This is a genomic window from Streptomyces ureilyticus (assembly GCF_011045025.1).
GTDB lineage: Bacteria > Actinomycetota > Actinomycetes > Streptomycetales > Streptomycetaceae > Streptomyces > Streptomyces ureilyticus.
Window position 1 is genome coordinate 23,379 of record NZ_JAAKZX010000045.1, and the last position, 14,740, is coordinate 38,118.

General features: G+C 70.1%; 16 protein-coding genes. 7 read left to right on the forward strand and 9 right to left on the reverse strand.

Annotated features, from left to right (window positions below; translation table 11 throughout):
• Window positions 1-5 precede the first annotated feature (5 nt).
• Window positions 6-926, reverse strand: a complete 921-nt coding sequence (locus tag G6048_RS16685) for a carbohydrate ABC transporter permease (protein ID WP_165340328.1) — start codon at window positions 924-926, stop codon at window positions 6-8.
• Between the two features lie 18 nt (window positions 927-944).
• Window positions 945-1,898 carry a carbohydrate ABC transporter permease gene (locus G6048_RS16690; RefSeq protein ID WP_165340329.1) on the reverse strand — a complete coding sequence of 318 codons (954 nt, stop codon included), beginning with the start codon at window positions 1,896-1,898 and terminating at the stop codon, window positions 945-947.
• Window positions 1,899-2,072: 174 nt separating this feature from the next.
• Here G6048_RS16690 and G6048_RS16695 point away from each other — a divergent pair, with 174 nt between their 5' ends.
• Together G6048_RS16695 and G6048_RS16700 are read left to right on the forward strand one after the other, a co-directional pair.
• Window positions 2,073-3,233, forward strand: a complete 1,161-nt coding sequence (locus tag G6048_RS16695; protein ID WP_165340330.1) for an ROK family transcriptional regulator — start codon at window positions 2,073-2,075, stop codon at window positions 3,231-3,233.
• A 91-nt stretch (window positions 3,234-3,324) separates the two neighbouring features.
• Window positions 3,325-3,606, forward strand: coding sequence for a hypothetical protein (locus tag G6048_RS16700; protein WP_165340310.1), 282 nt, complete (start codon window positions 3,325-3,327; stop codon window positions 3,604-3,606).
• A gap of 46 nt (window positions 3,607-3,652) precedes the next feature.
• On the opposite strand, the gene G6048_RS16705 is transcribed toward G6048_RS16700, so the two are convergent.
• Genes G6048_RS16705 through G6048_RS16715 form a run of 3 tightly spaced genes read right to left on the reverse strand, consistent with a single transcriptional unit; the run spans window position 3,653 to window position 6,709 of the window.
• The gene (locus G6048_RS16705; protein ID WP_165340331.1) at window positions 3,653-4,492 is read right to left on the reverse strand and encodes a carbohydrate ABC transporter permease; all 840 of its coding nucleotides are present in this window, start codon (window positions 4,490-4,492) and stop codon (window positions 3,653-3,655) included.
• On the reverse strand, window positions 4,489-5,376 hold the full coding sequence (locus tag G6048_RS16710) for a carbohydrate ABC transporter permease (protein ID WP_165340332.1): 888 nt from the start codon (window positions 5,374-5,376) through the stop codon (window positions 4,489-4,491). Before G6048_RS16710 ends, G6048_RS16705 begins: the two co-directional genes overlap by 4 nt.
• Window positions 5,366-6,709 (reverse strand): ABC transporter substrate-binding protein, encoded by a 1,344-nt coding sequence (locus tag G6048_RS16715; RefSeq protein ID WP_165340333.1) that lies wholly within the window; start codon window positions 6,707-6,709, stop codon window positions 5,366-5,368. The genes G6048_RS16710 and G6048_RS16715 overlap by 11 nt, the downstream gene beginning before the upstream one ends.
• Before the next feature lie 286 nt (window positions 6,710-6,995).
• Here G6048_RS16715 and G6048_RS16720 point away from each other — a divergent pair, with 286 nt between their 5' ends.
• The 3 genes from G6048_RS16720 (at window position 6,996) to G6048_RS16730 (ending at window position 9,132) form a co-directional block, all read left to right on the forward strand.
• Entirely contained in the window at window positions 6,996-7,694 is a 699-nt protein-coding gene (locus G6048_RS16720; protein ID WP_165340334.1) for a GntR family transcriptional regulator, read from the forward strand.
• A gap of 159 nt (window positions 7,695-7,853) precedes the next feature.
• A complete protein-coding gene (locus G6048_RS16725; RefSeq protein ID WP_165340335.1) occupies window positions 7,854-8,525 on the forward strand; it encodes a ClpP family protease in 672 nt (223 codons plus the stop codon).
• Between the two features lies 1 nt (window position 8,526).
• Window positions 8,527-9,132, forward strand: coding sequence for a ClpP family protease (locus tag G6048_RS16730; RefSeq protein ID WP_165340336.1), 606 nt, complete (start codon window positions 8,527-8,529; stop codon window positions 9,130-9,132).
• Between the two features lie 20 nt (window positions 9,133-9,152).
• On the opposite strand, the gene G6048_RS16735 is transcribed toward G6048_RS16730, so the two are convergent.
• The gene (locus G6048_RS16735; protein WP_165340337.1) at window positions 9,153-9,587 is read right to left on the reverse strand and encodes a helix-turn-helix domain-containing protein; all 435 of its coding nucleotides are present in this window, start codon (window positions 9,585-9,587) and stop codon (window positions 9,153-9,155) included.
• Window positions 9,588-9,740: 153 nt separating this feature from the next.
• Between G6048_RS16735 and G6048_RS16740 the strand changes: the two genes are divergently transcribed.
• Window positions 9,741-10,193 (forward strand): hypothetical protein, encoded by a 453-nt coding sequence (locus G6048_RS16740; protein WP_165340338.1) that lies wholly within the window; start codon window positions 9,741-9,743, stop codon window positions 10,191-10,193.
• A 4-nt stretch (window positions 10,194-10,197) separates the two neighbouring features.
• On the opposite strand, the gene G6048_RS16745 is transcribed toward G6048_RS16740, so the two are convergent.
• The 3 genes from G6048_RS16745 to G6048_RS16755 all read right to left on the reverse strand — a co-directional run bounded on the left by G6048_RS16745 (window position 10,198) and on the right by G6048_RS16755 (window position 13,333).
• Entirely contained in the window at window positions 10,198-11,202 is a 1,005-nt protein-coding gene (locus G6048_RS16745; protein WP_165340339.1) for a cation diffusion facilitator family transporter, read from the reverse strand.
• A 150-nt stretch (window positions 11,203-11,352) separates the two neighbouring features.
• On the reverse strand, window positions 11,353-12,852 hold the full coding sequence (locus G6048_RS16750) for a CAP domain-containing protein (protein ID WP_165340340.1): 1,500 nt from the start codon (window positions 12,850-12,852) through the stop codon (window positions 11,353-11,355).
• Between the two features lie 205 nt (window positions 12,853-13,057).
• A complete protein-coding gene (locus G6048_RS16755; protein ID WP_165340341.1) occupies window positions 13,058-13,333 on the reverse strand; it encodes a YkvA family protein in 276 nt (91 codons plus the stop codon).
• Between the two features lie 175 nt (window positions 13,334-13,508).
• On the opposite strand from G6048_RS16755, the gene G6048_RS16760 reads away from it, so the two are divergent.
• Complete coding sequence (locus tag G6048_RS16760; RefSeq protein ID WP_206341672.1) at window positions 13,509-14,738, forward strand: FAD-dependent monooxygenase; 1,230 nt, start codon at window positions 13,509-13,511, stop codon at window positions 14,736-14,738.
• Window positions 14,739-14,740: the final 2 nt, after the last annotated feature.

Consider the following 14,740-nt stretch of genomic DNA (forward strand, 5'->3'; position numbering starts at 1 on the left):
TTCCCTCACTTGAGCCCGGTGAAGCTGATGGAGCTGACGATGCGGCGCGCGAAGAAGCCGAACAGCACGAGCATCGGCAGGGCCGCGATGAGCGTCGCCGCCATGAGGCCCGACCAGTCGATGCCGGACTGCGGGGTCTGTGCCCGGAACATGGCCAGCGCCACGGTCAGCACGCGCGAACTGTCGCTGTAGGAGACCATCAGCGGCCAGAAGTAGTCGTTCCAGGACGTGATGTACGTCAGCACGGCCAGCGTCATGACCGGCGTGGACGCCATCGGCAGCAGCACCCGGAAGAAGATGCGCACCTTGCCGGCGCCGTCGAGGAGTGCCGCTTCCTCGACCTCCTTGGGGACGTTCATGAAGAACTGGCGCAGGAAGAACACCGCGAACGGCGTCATGAACATCGTCGGCAGCGCGATGCCCAGCAGGTTGTCCACCAGGCCGAGTTCCTTGATGAGCACGAAGTTCGGCAGCAGCGTGAAGATGGTCGGCACCATCAGCCCGGCCAGGAACAGGGCGAACACCGTGTCACGGCCCCGCCAGCGCAGCCGGGCGAAGGCGTAGGCGGCCATCGCGGAGAAGAAGATCTGACAGGCGGTGATCAGCGTCGAGACCAACACCGAGTTGAGCAGATAGCGCCAGAATTTCAGCCCGCCGCCGGCGCCGCCCTGCGCGACCGCCTCCTCGGTGGACTGCAGGCCGAGCGCCCGCTCGAAACCGCCGAGGGTCAGGTCGACCGGCAGCGGATCGGCCGGTTGGGCGTTCAGCCCCGGGTTGGAGGAGAGCGCGGTGCGCAGGATCCAGTAGAACGGCACCAGGGTGATGAGCACGATCGCGATCATCACCGTCCAGGCCATGACCCGCCCGAAGGAGGGCCTGCGCCGTTCGGGCCGTACGGTCGTCGTCGTTTCTGCCACGGCAGCCATGTCGGCGTCTCCCTTCCGTCAGCCGAGGTCGGTCTGACCGGCTCGGGTGAGCCGGTACTGGAGGATGGTGATCGCGCTCAGCACGACGAGCAGGGCCACGGACATCGCGGAGGCGTAGCCGAACTGGAAGCGGCCGAAGGCGGAGTCGTAGATGTAGAGCTGGAGCACGTTGGTGGCGTTGGCCGGTCCGCCGTCGGTCGTCACCGCGACCGTGTCGAACACCTGGAACGAACCGATCACCGTCATGATCAGCACGACCGCCAGCACCGGACGCAGCAGCGGCATCGTGATCCGCCAGAACATCCGCCACTCGCTCGCGCCGTCCACCCTCGCGGCCTCGTACATGTCGTTCGGGATGGCCATGAGACCCGCGAACAGCAGCAGCGCGGTGTAGCCGACGTGCCGCCAGACGTTGATCATGGCGATCGTCGGAATCGCCCAGGTCTCGTCCGCCAGGAACGGGATGCGATCGGCGCCGAGCCCCGCGATGATCTCGTTGCCGATGCCGAGCTGGGTGTCCAGGATCCACAGCCAGACGATGCCGGCGACGACGTTCGACATCAGATACGGCGCGAGCACGATCCCGCGCAGCACCGACGACTGCGTCAGCCGCTGGAGCAGTACGGCGATGGCGAGCGCCGCCACTGTCTGCACGCCGATGTTGAGGACCACGTACTCGACGGTGACCCAGAGCGATTGCCAGAAGATGGGGTCGTTGACCATCCGGACGTAGTTGCCCAGGCCCACCCACTCCGCCGGCGTCAGCAGGTTGAAGTCGGTGAAGCTCAGGTAGATGCCGCGCAGCGTGGGCCACAGCAGGAAGACCAGGAAGCCCAGCATGGCCGGTGCGATGAAGAGGGCCGCGAGGGCTCCGTCACCTCCGGGGCGGGACTTGGCCTTCTTGACGGGCGCCACCGCCTCGGCGGCGCCCAGAGGCAGTCGGGATGGTGGGCTGCTGGAGGCGACGGTCATCGGGGGACTCCCTGTCTGCGGCTCGTCCTCGGGCCTCACTTACTTTCGATGCGGAATAATCTGTGCGTCAAGAGCCGTGCACGCATCTTCTCCGGGCAGTGCTTCCAGCCTGTGGATGGCTCTAACGTTTCCCTATTGCTTCCGTAGCAAAATAAAAAATGGGAGGATGCGGTCATGACCACACTTGCCGCCAGTTGGCTGCCGCTCAGTCCCGGCGAGCGTGCCGTGGCCATCGAGGTGCTCACCCACGGCCCGCTGTCGCGCAGCGAACTCGCCCGGCGGCTCGACCTCTCCGCGGGCAGCGTCACCCGGCTGACGAAGCCGCTCATCGAGTCGGGCCTGCTGGTCGAGGTCGCCGACGGCGCCACGCTCGCCGAGGTGCGCCAGGGCCGCCCCTCCCAACCCCTGGACATCGTCGCCGAATCGCGCAGGTTCGTGGGCTTCAAGATCACGCAGGACATGGTGTACGGCGTCGTCACCACGCTCAGAAGCGACATCGTGGCCCGCCGCGACCGTCCGCTCGCCGGCCTCGACCCGGACGAAATCGTCGACGTACTACGGGAGTTGACGGACGAGTTCGAGCGCGACTTCCCCGGCCTCGCGGGGATCGGGATCGGCCTGGGCGGCCGTGCCCACGACCGGTCCGTCGTCGACGAGTCGGCCTTCCTCGACTGGCACGACGTGCCCCTGGGCCGGCTCGTCGAGGAGCGTACGGGGCTGCCCGTCGTCGTCGAGAACGACGTGGCCGCGCTCGTCGAGGCCGAGAGCTGGTTCGGCGCAGGCCGGGGCCTCGACCGGTTCGCGGTCCTCACCATCGGCGCAGGCATCGGGTATGCCCTGGTGATCGGCGGCAAACGAGTCGCGACCGCAGAGGACGGAGTGGGCTACGGCCGCTTCTGGATCGTGAACCCCAACGGCCCGCTCACCCCTGACGGCCAACGCGGCAGCGCCGTCTCCCTGTTGACCATCCCCAACATCCGCTATCAGGTCCAGGCCGCCACCGGCCAGGACCTGTCGTACGAGGAGATCCTCACCCTGGCCGCCGCCGGTGATCCCATGCCCTCCCGCGTCATCGACGAGGCGGCACGCGCCCTCGGCACCCTGGTCGCGCAGATCGCCAACTTCGCCATGCCCCAGAAGATCCTCCTCGCCGGCGAGGGCGTGGGCCTGGTCGATGTGGCGGCCCCGGCGATCGAGGAGGCCATCCGCGCCAACCGCCACCCTCGGGCGGAGCCGGTCAACCTCGAGACCAAGGTGTCCGACTTCCACGACTGGGCACGGGGAGCGGCCGTACTGGCGATCCAGGTGCTGGTCCTCGGAGGCGTCGAAGCGTGAGGTCAGGACACCAGAGCCGCTACTTGCGAGTAGCCGTGCTGACAGCGACCTCTCACCTGGCCTTCACAGAGAGGCCCGTATGATTCACGCTATGTCCACCACTCCACATCGTGCTCCGACCACCGGCGGGCGCTCGGCCACCGAGGTCAACGAGGAGATCCGCGCCCTGTGGCTGCGGACCGGTGGCACGCTCAGCGGTGAGCAGCGGGAGGAGTACCAGCGGCTGGTGCTGGAGTGGGCGGCCGCCTACGAGCGCGCCTCGCGCACCCCGCAGCAGCCCGCCGAGCACTCCTCGCACGCCCCGCAGTCCGCTGAGCGCTCCTCGCAGTCCGCGCGGTCCCATCCGCCCGCGGACTCACGGAAAGCGGCCTGACCGGGCGGCCCGGCCGCCTGTCTCCCGCCTTCCGCCTCCTGCTTCGTCACCCCTTCATCGCTCCCTGAAGCAGCCCCGCGATGAAGCTGCGCTGGAAGATCACGAACAGGACCAGGATCGGCAGCATCACGATGATCGTGCCCGCCGCCAGCGTGGGGATGTCCGTGGTGTTCTGACCCACGAAGAAGCCGAGGCCCGCCGGGGCGGTGTGCCTGGTGGTGTCCTGGATGAGGACCAGCACCAGCAGGAACTGCTTCCACGACCACATGAAGACCAGCAGACCGAGCGTCGTCAGGGACGGCCGGGCCAGGGGGAGCAGGATCCGCAGCAGGATCGTGGCCGGCGAGGCGCCGTCGATACGGGCCGCCTCCACCAGCGACGTGGGAGTGGACTGGAAATGGGTGCGCATCCAGAACACGCTGAACGGCAGGAACAGCGCGATCTCCACCAGGATCACGCCCAGGAACGAATTGGTCAGACCAAGGCCCCGAAGGTCGAAGTAGAGGGGAACCACGATCAGTTCGACCGGAATGGTGAGGCCGGCGATGAAGAACGCCGCGACCGCGTTGCCGCCCGGGAGCCGCATGGTGCCCAGCGCGTAGCCCGCCAGCGTGGCGAGAACCAGGGAGGCGGGGACGACCCCGACGGCGATGATGAGGCTGTGCCGGATCAGGTCGGAGAACCCGGCCACCGACCACGCCTGCTCGTAGTTGGCCCAGCTCCACTGCTCCGGCCAGGTCAGCCCGACTACCGGTGTGCCCGCGGGCTGCACGGAGGCGAGGAAGACGCTGAGGAACGGGAGGACGACGGCGATCGCCATGACCGTGAGGAGCGCGTAGCCGGACCAGCGTTCCGAACGCGGGGCGGTGCTCACGTCGCCGGTCATGTCTCGGTCCTCGACAGACGGTTGATGAGATAGACGATCGCGAGAATCAGCAGGCCGAGGACGACGGCCAGGGCCGCCGCGAGCCCCACCTTGCCCTCGGAGAACGCCAGCCGGTACACGAGCAGCCCCGGAACGGTCGTCTGCTCGCCTGGGCCGCCGTTCGTCGTCACGTACACGATGTCGAAGCTGGCCAGCGCGGCCACCGTCGTCACGGTCATGGCCACGGCCAGCTCACCGCGCAGATGCGGCAGGGTGACGGACACGAACTCCCGGACCGGGCCCGCCCCGTCGATCCGTGCCGCCTCGTACAGGCTGGGGTCCACCTTCTGCACCCCGCTGAGGAAGAGCATCATGCACAGGCCGCTCAGCACCCAGGTGCCGACCAGGCCCACGGCGATCAGCGCGGCGCCGAAGTCACCGAGCCACGCCCGGGTCACCCCGTCCAGGCCGACGGCGCGGAACGACTGGTTGACCAGCCCGTCGTCCCCGTACAGCCAGCGCCAGGTGACACCCACCGCGACGAGCGGGATGACCTGCGGCAGCATGAACAGGAAGCGGTACGCCCCCATGCCGGGCCGCCGGTAGCGGGCCAGCAGCCCGGTCATCGCCAGGCCGAGCGCGATGGGGATGAACGAGAAGAACACCACCAGCACCAGGGCGTTGAACACCGACCGGCGCAGTACGGAGTCCTGGAGAATCTCCTGGTAGTTGCCGAGGCCGACCCACTCGCCCAGCGTCACGCCGTCCCACTCGAACAGCGACAGGTACGCCGTGTGCAGGGCGGGCAGCACCGCGAAGGCGACGTAGACGAGGAATGCGGGCAGCACGTACACATAGCCGCGCCACGGACTTCGCCCTCGGGCGCCCGGGGGCCTACTCGGCATGGTGTTCCTCCCACTCGTCCTGAAGTGAGTCGAGGTAGTCCGCGGGCTCGACACGATCGGCGATGAGCTTCTGCACCCCTGAGCGCAGCCGGTCGAGCATGGCGGGGGCGGCGAAGTCGGGGAAGGTCGTGATCCCGCCGTCGTCGACGGCTCGGCGATGGCCCTCCGCGACGTCGGCGAGCACGCCTTCCGGCTTCGCGACGGCCTCGGGGTTGGGCGGCAGGAAACCGTTGTCGCTGATGATCTGGCCGGCCTCCGGCGTGGTCAGGAAGTCGAGGAACGCGCCTGCCGCTTCCGGGTGTTCGGTCCGGGAGGAGACGGCGTAGGCGACACTGAAGCCGGAGGCCACCGTGGGATCGCCGGCCTGCTCGCCCGGCATCGGGAAGAAGCCGACGTCGTCTCCCATCGTGGTCGCCAGTTGCCCGGCCGCCCAGTTGCCGTTGATCAGGAAGACGCTGTCGCCCTGGGCGAACTGGGCGGTGGAGTCGATCTGCGCGGTGCCGTTGGCGGACTCGTTGTAGTACCCCTTGCGACCCCACTCGACGACGAGCTCGCTGGCGGTGAGCCCGGCCTTGTTCTCGACGGTGGCGTCCTTGCTGCCGTTGACCCAGTCCCAGTAGTCGTCGGTGGGCATGGTCTGGTTGAGGAGAGCGGCCCACAGGTGCAGGCCGCCGGTGTCCAGGCCGCCGACGCCCAGCGGCGTCAGGTCCGCGTCCTTCGCGGCGGCGAGCTGGTCCTCGAACTCGGCCAGGGTCCTGGGCGGACCGTCGATCCCGGCCTTCTTGGCCAGCTCCTTGTTGTAGTAGATGCCGGTCATCGACAGACCGGCTGGGACCCCGAACAGGGCCCGCCCGCCGGTGGCTGCGCTCTGCTGCCCCGCGGTGAGCTGGTCGAGGCTGACCGGCGGAATGGCGTCGTCCCAGCCGTACGCCTCCCGGTACGGCGCCAGGTCGAGGATGTGGCCGTCCTGAGCGAGGTCGGTCATCCCGACCGCGTACTGCGCGATGTCCGGGGCGGAATCGGAGGTCATGGTGAGCTTGAGGTTCTGCACGTAGTCGGTGAACGTCTTGTACTGCGGCTCCACGCTGATCCCGGGATGGCCCTTTTCGAACGCGGCGATCAGCGCGTCCACCATCGGCGGGGCATCGGCGAACTGAATCCGCAGGGTGACGTCGCCCTCCGGCACGGCGGTCGAGGACGGGACGCTGCGCGGCCCCTGAACCGTGGCCGCGCTCCCGGGAGTCAGGGCATCGCAGGCGGCCAGCGGCAGCACGAGGGCGAGGGCGCAGGCCGCCTGGGCGATACGGCGGGGTAAGCGCCGCGTGCTCTTCATCATCGGCCTCCTTGCGTGGTCTCGTCGGGGCGGACCGGTGCGTCAGTCCCCTTCGGAGGCGCTGGCTGGGGAGTCGCTGACGTGGCTGTGGACCGTACCAAAGCGCCATGCGGCTGCCCAGACCCCCGGAAGGGATTACAGCCCAGATTGCCGTCAACACACGTCAGTTCGTTGACCGCCGGGGAACGGCCGACCTAGCCTGAGCCATCTGTGGTACGTACCACTGGCGGTACGTACGCACCACTGGCGCCGGAGTACCAGGCAGCCCAGCACCCTGGACGTGGAGATGGACTCCTACAAGCACGAGGCGCTGCGACGGCGGCTCCAGGCCGACATCTCCCGGATGCGGCCGGACGAGGCACTGCCCACCGAACGACAGCTCGCCCAGCGGTACGACGTCAGCAGGGCGACCGCCCGGCGCGCCCTCCAGGCGCTGCGCGAAGACGGCCTCATCCGCAGTGTGCGGGGCGTGGGCACCTTCGTCGCCCACCCGAGGATCACCAAGACCTCGGCGCTCACCTCGTTCTCCGAGGATCTCCGCACGCGCGGCTACCGGCCCAGCGCCGAACTCCTCGCTGCCGAGCGGCTGGAGGCCGACCTGCACCACGCCACCGCCCTGGGCGTCGACCCCGGCACCACCCTCCACCGCATCGAACGGCTGCGCCTCGGCGACGACTTCCCCATCTGCCTGGAGACGGTCTTCCTCTCCGCCGAGCGTTTCCCGGACCTCGACGAGTCACTGCTCACGGGCTCGCTGTCGGAAGCCCTGCAGACCACCCATGGCGTACGGGTCGTGCGGGCGACCCAGCAGATCCGCGCGGTGAACGTGACGGGCCGTCAAGCGGGGCTGCTCGGCGTCAAGGAGGCGTCCGCCGCTCTCCTCGTACGGCGCACGGCGTTCGACGACACGGGGCATGTCGTGGAGTACGGCGAGTCGCTGTGCCGTGGCGACCTGTACGAGTTCTCGCTCGTGGTCACCAAGTAGCAGGAGACGCACGGCAGTTGACCGGCATCCCGCGCGCGCTCTGCTGTTGGCAAATCTGCTGCGGGCCGAGATCCCTTACGCCACGCCTTCGCCGGGCCGAGGGTGGAAGCACCGCGGCGAACCGGGCCGCGCCACCACCCGCCAGCACAAGGAGGAGCGATGGCACCGCTCAGCACCGGCCGGTCCCCGGCGACCGGCCGGCCCCCGGCCCTGACACCCCGAGCCGAGGAGGGCGACACACCTCCGTCACGGTTCGACGACCACCTGGCCGCCCAACTCCTCGGCCAGCGCATCGTGTTCCTCGGCACCCAGGTCGACGAGGTCTCCGCGAACCGGGTCTGCGCCCAACTGCTCGTCCTGTCCGCCGAGGACGCCCGCACCGACATCAGCCTCTACATCAACAGCCCGGGCGGATCCGTGAACGCGGGCCTGGCGATCTACGACACGATGCGGCTGATCCCCAACGACGTCGCCACCCTCGCCATGGGCTTCGCCGCGAGCATGGGCCAGTTCCTGCTCACCGTCGGAACGCCCGGCAAGCGCTTCGCGCTGCCGAACGCGCGGATCATGATGCACCAGCCCTCGGGCGGCATCGGCGGCAGCACCGCCGACATCCAGATCCAGGCGGAGAACCTCGAGTTCACCAAGAAGACCGTCGAACGGATCACCGCCGAGCACACCGGCCAGAGCGAGGAGACGATCGCCCGCGACGGCGACCGCGACCGCTGGTTCACGGCCGAGCAGGCACGGGAGTACGGAATGGTCGACCGCGTCGTGGAGTCCCTCGACGACGTGCGCCCGGCCACCTCGAAGCGACGGATGGGACTCTGACGTGAGCCAGTACACGATCCCCAACGTCGTCGAACGCACCCCGCAGGGGGAGCGCGCGTACGACATCTACAGCAAGCTGCTGGCCGAGCGGATCATCTTCCTGGGCACCGAGATCGACGACGGAGTCGCCAACGTCGTCATCGCCCAGCTGCTCCACTTGGAGTCGTCGGCTCCCGAGCAGGAGATCTCCGTCTACATCAACTCGCCCGGCGGCTCGAACACTTCGCTGATGGCGATCTACGACACGATGCGCTACGTCAACGCGCCCATCTCGACGTGTTGCGTCGGACAGGCAGCCTCGACGGCGGCGGTGCTCCTGGCCGGTGGCGACGCGGGACGGCGGTTCGTCCTGGAGCACGCCCGGGTGCTGCTCGGCCAGCCCGCGAGCGGCGGCGCCCGGGGAACGGCCGCCGACCTCAGCATTCAGGCCAAGGAGATGATGCGCATCCGTTCGCAGGTCGAGGAGGTGCTGTCCCTGCACACGCAACACTCCGTGGAGACCCTGCGCGCCGACATGGACCGCGACAAGGTGTTCACCGCGCAGGAGGCAGTGGCGTACGGCCTCGCGGACGAGGTGCTCAGCCGGCGGATGCTGGCCGCGGCCTAACGGAGCCGGTTCGCTCGGGCTCAGGCCGCGAGAAGACGTACCTCGCCGAACCGCGACTGCGCCTCGGTGGAGCGGCGCGCGGTGCGGGACCTGAGCGGCCGGGCGGGCCGGACGAGTTGGCGGTGGGCGCGGGCCAGCAGGTCGGCGAGGCCGAGTCCGAGGGCGTGGGCGGCGGCCGCGAGGACCTCGGACGAGGCCTCCTTGCGGCCGCGCTCCAGCTCGGACAGGTACGGCATCGAGATCCGCGCCGCGTCGGCGACGTCCTTGAGCGTACGTTCCTGAGCGAGCCGCTCGCGTCGCAGGACGTCACCCACGACGTCCCGCCACAGCGGCTCCTTGCGCGCTGGCTCGGCGGGCACAGCGGGAGCGGGCACAGCGGGATCCGCCGGCTCCGCCGGTACCGGTCGCGGTCGCAAGGGAATGACGCGGGCTTCTTCGGGCGCGTGGCTGCTCACCGCTCCAGCCTAGGAGCGTGACGCGTGACGGGAAGGGGAACGCGTTCTGCCCTCGGCGAATCTTGAACGTCCCGCCACCACGTCTCGTACCTCCTGGCACAACCAATCCCTCTCGAGGCCCAACTCCAGGCCCAGTCCAGGAAGGAAACCACGGTGACGAGATCCCGCCTCCGCCCCCTGTGCACCGTCGCGGCGGCCTTGTCGACCACCCTGCTCGTGGGGTGTGCGGCCGACTCGGCGGAACCGGCGAGCAAGCCGAGCCCGAACCCGAGTACGGTCTCCCAGGCGCCGGTGGCGGCGCCGGCGAAGGTCGAGGTCATCGCGTCACTGTCGGACTGCAAGCCGAAGATCCGCATTGAGGCGGACCAACTGCGCGAAGGCGTGTGCCGAACCGCGCGCGGCGACTGGACCATCACCACGTTCCCGCAGGAGAAGTACAAGGAGACGTGGCTGGATGCCGCCGCCGTGTACGGCGGTACGTACCTCGTGGGCCCGCAGTGGGCGATCGGCGGCGCCAAGCCCGCACTCCTGAAGAAGCTGCGCGCCGATGTCGGCGGGGAACTGCGGAAGTTGAGCGGCACCAGCGGGCAGTCGTCCGCGCCGTAGCCGGTCAGTGGGGGTGCGGCTCGTCGCGGTGGACCGGGCCGTGCGGCCGCTCGCAGTGGGCGTCGTCGAAGGCGCCGGCGCGGACTTCGAGGAGGTCCGCGGGTGCGTGGTCGACCTGCAGCGTGGTGTGGCTGATCCCGTAGTCGGTGTGGAGGGTCTTCTCCAGGTCCCGGCGCACCGTGTGGCAGTCCGCGCCGGGGTCCACCAGGATGTGCGCGGACAGGGCGGGCTGCCCCGAGGTGATGGTCCATACATGCAGGTCGTGCACCTCGGTCACCGTGCCGTGCGCGACGAGCCGGTCCCCGATGGCGTCCGGATCGAGGTGCGCGGGAGCCGCCTCCAGGAAGATTCGCCCGGACTCGCGTACGAGCCCGTAGCCCGCCCTGACCATGAGGGCCACCACGACCAGGGTCGCGATCGCGTCGGCCCGCGCGAAACCGGTGAGCAGCACGATCAGACCGGCGACCGCGGTGCCGATGAACGCGTACAGGTCGTTGAGGATGTGCTGGTAGGCGCCCTCGACGTTGAGCGAGCTGCGGTTGGCCTTCGAGATGCACCAGGCCGCCGCGATGTTCACCGCGATTCCGGCGAGCGCGGTGACGAGCACCAGCCCGCCTTCCACCTCGGGCGGATCGATCAGGCGGTGCACGGCCTCGTACGCCAGCCAGGCGCCGAGCAGCAGCAGCGTGAGCCCGTTCGCCTGCGCGGAGAGGATCTCGGCCCGCTTGAGACCGTAGGTGAAACCGCCGCGGGCCGGGCGCGCGGCCAGCCGCATCGCGATCAGCGCCAGCACGATGGACACGGCGTCCGTGAGCATGTGCGCCGCGTCCGAGATCAGGGCGAGCGACTGGGCGACGATGCCGATGACGACCTCGATCGCCATGAACGAGGCGATCAGTGTCAGCGCGATCGCGAGCCAGCGGCGGTCCGTGTCCGCGCCCACTCCGTGCGCGTGCCCCTCGTGCCCGGCGCCCCCGCCCGGCCCGTGTGCATGCTGCGCGCTGGTCATCTGTGTGCCCCCTCGAATCAATGGCTGACTCACGCAGTGAAGCGCACCTTGCGGAGATCGGCAAAGGCTGCATCGGTGACCGTTGTCATCATCGATAACAGGCCTCTGACCTGCGCAGATGCGAATCGGTGCATGCGGTCGGTGAGGCGCTCAGGCGCCGAAGAGCTGCGTCCAGTACGTGCCTGCCGCGCCGCCGCCCGCGAAGCCGATGCCTATGTGGGTGAAGGCCGGCTTCAGGATGTTGGCTCGGTGGCCGGGGCTGTTCATCCAGCCTTGCACGACCTCGGAGGGGGAGCGCTGGCCGCAGGCGATGTTCTCGCCGATGGTGCGACGGGTACTGCCCGCGGCGGCGGCGCGGTGCCAGGGTTCGCTGCCGTCGGGGGAGGTGTGGGAGTAGAAGGCGCGGGCCACCATGTCCGCGCTGTGCGCCTGTGCCGCCATGGTGAGCAGGGGGTCCGGGGCGAGGGGCGGCAGTCCGGCCGAGGCACGCTCGGCGTTGGTGAGCGCGATGACGTCGGCGGCCGTCTGCGCGAGCCCGCCGGGAGTGAGGGGCCGGGCCCACAGCGCCGTCCAGTACAGCGTGCCGGAGCGGCTGTCCGGGACGTACGCCATGCCGGTCTCGGTGAACGCCGGGTCGTGGAGCGTGCTGCGGGACTGCTCGTTCGACAGGCAGTACTCCACGAACTCGGCCGGGGTGCGCGGGCCGGAGACCAGGTGCTCGCCGACGGTGAGGAATGCGTATCCGCCCGCGGTGACGCGCTGGTACACGGAGAGCCCGTCCGCGCCCTCGGAGCTGAGGCGTCCCTGCGCGGCCATACCGGCGGCGTGAGCCCGGGCGGCGGCGTCGAGCCGGGCGTCGCGGGAGACGGACGGTGAACCGGCGGCAGCGCGCGCGGAGTTGACCAGGCCGAGAAAGCCGTCGGGGTCTGCGGCGCGAGAGCCCCCGGCCGGTGCGGCAGGCGCGATACGGGCGCTCGGTGCCGGTGCCGGTGCGGGTGCGCGTGCGGGTGCCGGTGCGGGGCCGCCCGGGCGCCCTGCCGGTGGGCGCCCGGCGCCGCGCAGCCGGTCGAGCCCGGCACGGGCGACGCTCAAGGCCGTCGCGACCCCCGCGCCCCTGGAGCCCGACGCCGGGGATCCTCCAGGAACAGGCGAGCCCGCGCCCCCGCCCGCGTCCTCGCTGACCTCCACGCCGAAGTCCCGGGCGATGCCTGCCAGTCCGTCCGCGTACCCCTGACCCAGTGCGCGGATCTTCCACGCCGTGCCCCGGCGGTAGATCTCGGCGAGCAGCAGCACGGTCTCCTGCTGGGGCCGCGGCGGATTGAACCGGGCGAGGACACGGCCGCCCGGCCCGGTCACGCGCAGGCTCGGCGCCGGCAGCCGGCCCAGCGGGGTGCCGGGCTCGGCGGGAGAGACGACCACGGTGACCCGGCTCGCCCCCGGCCGCAGCGCGGGCGGGTCGACGGCGAGGGTCCCGCCGGTGAGACGCACACCGGGCGCGCTCGGCTGGTTGTAGAACACGAAGTCGCCGTCCGAGCGCACCTTGCCGCCGTCATCGGTGATCAGCGCGGACACGTCGAACGGCCCCGGCACCTCAAGCGTCAGGGCGCCACCGGGCAAGGCCAGATTGCCTCCGGGAACCAACTCGCTCATCGTGCCGCCACCTGTCGGGTGCTCAGGGCCTGTCCGGCATGTCAGGCCCTACATCGCTGTCCGCGCCCCGAGGGGCGTCGACCGGACAACGTCCCACCGGCGAGCGGGGGTTCCCGGCCCGTGCCGTCAGGACGCCAGTTCCCGGGCGCGCTGCGCCGCCTCGCGCACAGAGCACCGGTGAACCGGCCCGTGCCCCGGGGCCACGTCAGCGCTGCGGGTCCGCGGAAGTGCGCAGGGACCTGAGGGCCAGGAGCAGTACGCCGATGTCGTCGAGGTAGACCGGGTCGGGCAGGAGGTCGGTCGGCAGGACGACGTAGGCGACGGCTCCCCAGAAGACCCAGGGCGAGCCCGTCGGGAGCCCCGCCCGCCGGAGCGCGCGCCGGGTCCGTACCAGCCGTACGAGGAAAACGACCGCCACCGTGAGGACCGCGGCCAGCAGGGCGGCGACCAGGAGGACCACAACCCACGTACTGGTGTCCATGCGTCCTGCCTCGCCTCGTCCCGGAGTGCGCTTCTGCGTGCGCTTCTTCCGGTTCACCTTTCCCGGTTCGGCGGCACGCCACGCGGCGTGGTGCGCCCGGCGCGCCGCCCGCCTCGTTCCTACCCTGTGTTGTCGATTGATCACCTGGAGACAACGAGCGACCATTGGGGTGCCCATGAAGATCGCCTGCGTCGGCGGCGGCCCGGCCGGCCTGTACTTCTCGATCCTCATGCGGCGGCAGGACCCGTCGCACGACATCACCGTCTACGAGCGGAACCCGGCCGGCTCCACGTACGGCTGGGGCGTCACGTACTGGGGCGATCTCCTCCACGAACTGCACGCCGGCGACCCGGAGTCGACACGCGCCATCCGCGCAAGCTCCGTCCGCTGGAGCGACGGGGTCGCGCACATCGACGACCGTACGACCAGGCACCACGGCGACGAGGGCTACGGCATCGGCCGCCGCCGGCTGCTGGACCTCCTCGCCGAGCGGGCCCAATCCCTCGGTGTACGCCTCGAGTTCGGGCACGAGATCGCGGGCGAGGCGGAACTGCCGGAAGCCGACCTGGTGGTCGCCGCCGACGGCGTCCGCAGCGCGGTGCGCGAGCGGCACGCCGGGCACTTCGGCACCGAGGTCGCCTTCGGCCGGAACAAGTACCTGTGGCTCGGCACCACCAAGGTCTTCGACTCGTTCACGTTCGCCTTCGTGGAGACGCCGCACGGCTGGATCTGGTGTTACGCGTACGGCTTCAGCCGGGACGCCAGCACCTGTGTCGTCGAGTGCTCGCCCCGGACCTGGACCGGGCTCGGCCTCGACCGGGCGGGGGAGGCCGAAGGGCTCGCGCTCCTCGAAGAACTCTTCGCCCAACTGCTCGACGGGCACCGGCTGATCGGCCGCGCACACTCCGGCGGTACAGACCCCGGCGGCAGTATTCGGTGGCGCAACTTCCCCACCCTCACCAACCGCACCTGGTCCCGGGGCAACCTCGTCCTGCTCGGCGATGCCGCCCACACCACGCACTACTCCATCGGCGCGGGCACCACGCTCGCCCTCCAGGACGCCATCGCCCTGGCCGCCGCCCTGCGCGGAGCCGAACAGGGAGTGCCCCAACTCGCCCCCGCCCTCGCCGCGTACGAGAAGGAACGCAAGTCGGCCCTGCTCTCCGTACAGAGCGCGGCCCGCCTCAGCGCACAGTGGTACGAGAACCTGCCGCGCTACATCCACCTCCCTCCGCACCGGATGTTCGCCCTCCTCGGCCAGCGGCACTCCCCGCTGCTGCCGTACGTCCCGCCGCAGCTCTACTACCGGATCGACCGGGCGGCGGAACAACTCCAGGCGCTGCGCAGACTGAAGCGCTGGCTCGGTACCCGGCTCGCGCGCACCCTGCACGCGAAGCGCGTCTGACC